This window comes from Plasticicumulans sp. (assembly GCF_035331805.1).
Taxonomy (GTDB): domain Bacteria; phylum Pseudomonadota; class Gammaproteobacteria; order Competibacterales; family Competibacteraceae; genus Plasticicumulans.
This window is the reverse complement of record NZ_DAOLKE010000270.1, coordinates 1-4,968: the sequence shown is the minus strand read 5'-3', so window position 1 is coordinate 4,968 and position 4,968 is coordinate 1. Positions and strand designations below refer to the sequence as shown.

Annotated in this window: 4 protein-coding genes; 1 reads left to right on the top strand and 3 read right to left on the bottom strand. The window is 69.8% G+C overall.

Going from position 1 to position 4,968, the window contains the following annotated elements; genetic code table 11:
- From PKE44_RS14990 to PKE44_RS14980, 3 genes are all read right to left on the bottom strand, one after another.
- Positions 1 to 902 (bottom strand): homoserine kinase (locus tag PKE44_RS14990; protein WP_324552608.1); only part of this gene is annotated, 902 nt, incomplete at its 3' end.
- Positions 903 to 984: 82 nt separating this feature from the next.
- The gene (locus PKE44_RS14985; protein WP_324552606.1) at positions 985 to 1,320 is read right to left on the bottom strand and encodes a DUF2782 domain-containing protein; all 336 of its coding nucleotides are present in this window, start codon (positions 1,318 to 1,320) and stop codon (positions 985 to 987) included.
- Positions 1,321 to 1,362: 42 nt separating this feature from the next.
- Positions 1,363 to 2,088, bottom strand: a complete 726-nt coding sequence (locus PKE44_RS14980; protein ID WP_324552604.1) for a TIGR00730 family Rossman fold protein — start codon at positions 2,086 to 2,088, stop codon at positions 1,363 to 1,365.
- Positions 2,089 to 2,229: 141 nt separating this feature from the next.
- Here PKE44_RS14980 and polA point away from each other — a divergent pair, with 141 nt between their 5' ends.
- Positions 2,230 to 4,968: a DNA polymerase I gene (polA, locus tag PKE44_RS14975; protein ID WP_324552602.1), complete on the top strand. Its 2,739-nt coding sequence runs from the start codon at positions 2,230 to 2,232 to the stop codon at positions 4,966 to 4,968.

Here is a 4,968-nt window from a genome sequence, read left to right as displayed (position 1 = left end):
ATGTGCTTGAAGGCGTCCGGGTCCTTGATGAACGTGAGTTCCCCGGGCGTCGGGAACAGCTTGTCGACCAGCCGCGACAGCCAGAAGCGCAGCGCCGCGGCGCGCAGCACGCGCGGCCATTCGGCCCGTTCGGCTTCGCTGAACGGCCGAAGCGCCGCATAGGCGTCGTACAGCGCCGCGGCGCGTTCGCGATCCAGCGTGCCGTCGGGCTGCGTGCACCAGTCGTTGACGGTGACGGCCACGTCGAAGGCCAGCGCGTCGGTGCAGGCGTAGTAGAAGTCGATCAGCCCGCAGAGCCGGTCGCCGTCGAACAGTGCGTTGTCGCGGAACAGATCGGCGTGGATCGTGCCCTGCGGCAGGCGCGAGCGCGGGTGTTCGGTCAGCGCCGCGAGTTCGTCGTTCAGCAGATGCGCCTCGACGCGATCGAGCAGCGGCAGCACGCGCTCGGCGGCGCTCTGGCACCAGCGCGGGCCGCGGTCGTTGTCGCGCCGTTGCGGGAAGCCCTCGCCGGCCAGATGCAGCTGCGCGAGCGCGCGGCCGATCTCGCGGCACTGCGCGAGGCTCGGCGTGCCGTGCAGGCCGCCGCCGGCGAGCTTGTGCACCAGCGCCGCCGGCTTGCCGGCCAGCGGCTTCATGTAATGCCCCTGACGGTCGGCGACCGGGTTCGCGCCCGGCACGCCGCGGGCCGCGAGCCAGGCCATCAGGTCGAGGTAATACGGCACGTCCTCGAAGCCGATCAGCTCGAACAGCGTCAGCACGACCTCGGTGCGGGTCGTGGTCAGGAAGTAGTTGGTGTTCGAGATGCCTTCGCTGATGCCGCGATGCGCGACGTAGTCGCCGATGTCGTAGTCGCGGAGGAAGGTTTCGAGCTGGGCGCGATCGACCGGGGTGTAGACGGACATGGCAGGTACTTTGCGGGCGGCTGGACAGCAAGAGGCCCCGTACGCGGACGGGGCCTCGGGATCGGCTCTCAGGGTAGCGCGCTCACCAGCGCAGCAGCACCCAGCTCGGGATGGCGATGCCGGGATCGAGGTCGTTGTGGCGGGTTTCGAGGTTGCCGTCGCCGTCGCTGTCGATCAGGAAGTAGGGCAGGCCCTTCTTCGGCGTCACCTTGATCATGTACAGCCGGCCGTTGATGCGGTACTCGGCGACGGTGTCCTCGGCACGGCGCGTGATGGTCACGTCCGGCACCGGCTGTTCGTCGACGCCGCTTTCCGGCAGCGGGCTCAGCTCGGGCGGCTTCGGGGCGGGTTCATCGGCGGCCAGCGCGACCGGGCCGGCGGCGGCGAGCAGCAGAACGGACAGCAGCAGGCTGCGCATCATCTCTGATCCTTGGCGATCGGGAAGGAAGGGCGTGGGATTCTACAGGTCGAGCAGGATTTCCTGCTCCTCGGCCGAAGGTTCGAAGCCCCGGCTCTCGTAGTGGGAAAATATAACATCGACGACCTGCTGCGGATCGTCCACAAGTTGCAGCAGTTCCAGATCACCGCCATCGATCATGCCCTCGGGCACCAGCGTGTCGCGAAACCACGCGAGCAGCGGCGACCAGAACGGGCTGTGCACGAGGATGATCGGGATGCGCCGGGTCTTGCCGGTCTGCACCAGCGTCATGATCTCGGCCATCTCGTCGAGCGTGCCGAAGCCGCCCGGCAGCACGACGTAGGCCGAGGCGTACTTCACGAACATCACCTTGCGCGAGAAGAAGTGCCGGAAGCTCAGCGCGATGTTCTGGTACGGGTTGCCGAGCTGCTCGTGCGGCAGCTGGATGTTCAGGCCGATCGACGGCGAACGCCCGGCATAGGCGCCCTTGTTGCCGGCCTCCATGATCCCCGGCCCGCCGCCGGTGACGACCGAGAAGCCGGCGTCCGACAGCAGCAGGCCGATCTGCTCGGCGAGCACGTAGTACGGGTGGCCGGGCTGCGTGCGCGCCGAGCCGAAGATGCTGACCGAGGGCCGGATGCGCGCCAGACGCTCGAAGCCTTCCACGAACTCGGCCATGATCTGGAAGATCTTCCACGACTCGCGCGTCAGCAGCGCGTCGTTGACCGGCGCCATGCCGGGATGGGACTGCTTGTTCTCGGGGGACATCGCGCTGCTCCGGGGTGATTTTCGTTTTTGATCTCGTCGGGCGTCAGGCTTCGCCGTGCGGCCGGACCGGCCGCCGTGCGCGCAGTCCGCGCCCGCTTCCTCCAACTCCAGCTTATGCCGCTGCGCGCGAGCCTCCTGCCCATGACCGTACTGCTCGTCGATGGCTCCTCGTATCTGTACCGCGCCTTCCATGCGCTGCCGCCGCTGTCGACGGCGCGCGGCGAGCCGACCGGCGCCGTGCGCGGCGTCATCGCGATGCTGCGCAACCTCGTCACGCGCCTCGCGCCCTCGCGCATCGCCGTGGTGTTCGACGCCAGCGGCCCGACCTTCCGCGACGCGATCTATCCCGCCTACAAGGCCCACCGTCCGCCGATGCCCGACGAGCTGCGCGCGCAGATCGAACCGCTGCACGCGCTGGTACGCGCACTCGGCCTGCCGCTGCTCTGCGAGCCCGGCGTCGAGGCCGATGACGTGATCGGCACGCTGGCGCGCGCCGCCACCGCGGCCGGTGAGTCCGTCGTCATCGCCACCGGCGACAAGGACCTCGCGCAGCTCGTCGATGCGCGCATCACGCTGCTCGACACGATGAAGCGCGATGGCCAGGAAACCGTGCTCGATCACGACGGCGTCATCGCCAAGTTCGGCGTGCCGCCGGCGGGCATCGTCGATCTGCTGGCGCTGATGGGCGATTCGGTCGACAACATCCCCGGCGTGCCCGGCGTCGGCCCGAAGACGGCCGCGAAGTGGCTCGCCGAGCACGGCTCGCTCGCGGCGCTCGTCGCCGGGGCCGACGGCATCAAGGGCAAGGCCGGCGAGGCGCTGCGCGCGCATCTGGCGCAGCTCGACCTGGCCCGGCAGCTCGCGACCATCCGCTGCGACGTGCCGCTGCCGTTCGGCCTCGAAGCCCTCGCCCCGCAGCCGCCCGATCGCGCCACGCTGCGCACGCTGTACGAGCGGCTGGAATTCCGCACCTGGCTGAAGGAGCTCGACGCTGCCGGCGAACCGGTTGCCGGTGCCGCCGACAGCGCCCCGGCCGCCGAAGCCGCGCCGGCCCCGGTGCCTTCTCCGGCACGCGACTACGAAACCGTGCTCGACGAGGCCGCGTTCGCCGGCTGGCTCGCCCGGCTCGAAGCCGCCGATGCCTTCGCGTTCGACACCGAGACCGACGCGCTCGACTACATGCGCGCGCGCATCGTCGGCGTCAGCTTCGCGATCGAGCCGCAGCGCGCCGCCTACGTGCCGCTCGCGCACGTCTATCCCGGTGCGCCGGATCAGCTCGACCGTGACAGCGTGCTGGCGCGCCTCAGGCCCCTGCTCGAAGACCCGCACAAGGGCAAGATCGGCCAGCACGCGAAGTTCGACATCAACGTGCTCGCCAACCACGGCATCGCGCTCGCCGGGCTGGCCGACGACACCATGCTCGAAAGCTACGTGCTCGATGCCACCGCCACGCGCCACGACATGGACTCGCTGGCGGCGCTGTACCTCGATGAAAAGACGATCAAGTACGAGGACGTTGCCGGCCGGGGCGCGAAGCAGATCGGCTTCGAGCAGGTGCCGATCGAGAACGCCGGCCCCTACGCGGCCGAGGACGCCGACGTGACGCTGCGCCTGCACCTGGCGCTGTCGGCGAAGCTCGCCGAAGTGCCGGCGCTGATGGGCATCTACCGCGACATCGAGATGCCGCTGGTGCCGGTGCTGTCGCGCATGGAGCGGCGCGGCGTGCGCATCGATCACGCCGGGCTCCGGCGCATGAGCGCCGAGTTCGCGCAGCGCCTGCTCGAACTCGAACGCGAGGCCCATGATCTCGCCGGCCAGCCCTTCAACCTCGGCTCGCCGAAGCAGCTGCAGAGCATCCTGTTCGAGCGCCAGCAGCTGCCGGTGAAGAAGAAGACCCCGACCGGCCAGCCCTCGACCGACGAGGAAGTGCTCGCCGAACTCGCCGAGGACGGCCACGCGCTGCCGAAGGTGATCCTCGAACACCGCTCGCTCAGCAAGCTGCGCGGCACCTACACCGACCGCCTGCCCGAACTCGTCAACCCGGTCACCGGCCGCGTGCACACCAGCTATCACCAGGCGGTCGCGAGCACCGGCCGGCTGTCGTCCTCCGACCCGAACCTGCAGAACATCCCGGTGCGCACCGACGCCGGCCGGCGCATCCGCTCGGCCTTCATCGCCGAGCCGGGCTGCTGCGTGGTTGCCGCCGACTATTCGCAGATCGAACTGCGGATCATGGCGCACCTGTCCGGCGACGCCGCGCTGCTCGCCGCCTTCGCGCGCGGCGACGACATCCACCGGGCGACCGCCGCCGAGGTGTTCGGCCTGACGCTGGAGCAGGTCGCGCCCGACCAGCGCCGGGCCGCCAAGGCCATCAACTTCGGGCTGATCTACGGCATGAGCGCCTTCGGCCTCGCCCGCCAGCTCGGCATCGAACGCGGCGCCGCGCAGGACTACGTCAGCCGCTACTTCGCGCGCTATCCGGGCGTGAAGACCTTCATGGACGAAACCCGCCGCTCGGCCGCCGCCCGCGGCTACGTCGAAACCGTGTCCGGCCGGCGCCTGTACCTGCCCGAAATCAACTCGAAGAACCCCGCGCGCCGCGCCGCCGCCGAGCGCACCGCGATCAACGCGCCGATGCAGGGCACGGCCGCCGACATCATCAAGCGCGCGATGATCGCCGTGGACGGCTGGATCGAAGCGGCCGGCGTGCCGGCGCGCATGATCCTGCAGGTGCACGACGAACTGGTGTTCGAGGTCGAGGAGGCCGCGCTCGAAGCCTTCTGCAAGGAGGTGCGCACGCACATGAGCGCCGCCGCCGAGCTGTCGGTGCCGCTGCTGGTCGAGGTCGGCAGCGGCAGGAACTGGGACGAGGCGCACTGA

Bases quoted from the DNA above. Each gene is read 5' to 3' on its own strand.
- PKE44_RS14985 (WP_324552606.1), bottom strand. From the start codon at position 1,320: ATGCGCAGCCTGCTGCTGTCCGTTCTGCTGCTCGCCGCCGCCGGCCCG.
- PKE44_RS14980 (WP_324552604.1), bottom strand. From the start codon at position 2,088: ATGTCCCCCGAGAACAAGCAGTCCCATCCCGGCATGGCGCCGGTCAAC.
- polA (WP_324552602.1), top strand. From the start codon at position 2,230: ATGACCGTACTGCTCGTCGATGGCTCCTCGTATCTGTACCGCGCCTTC.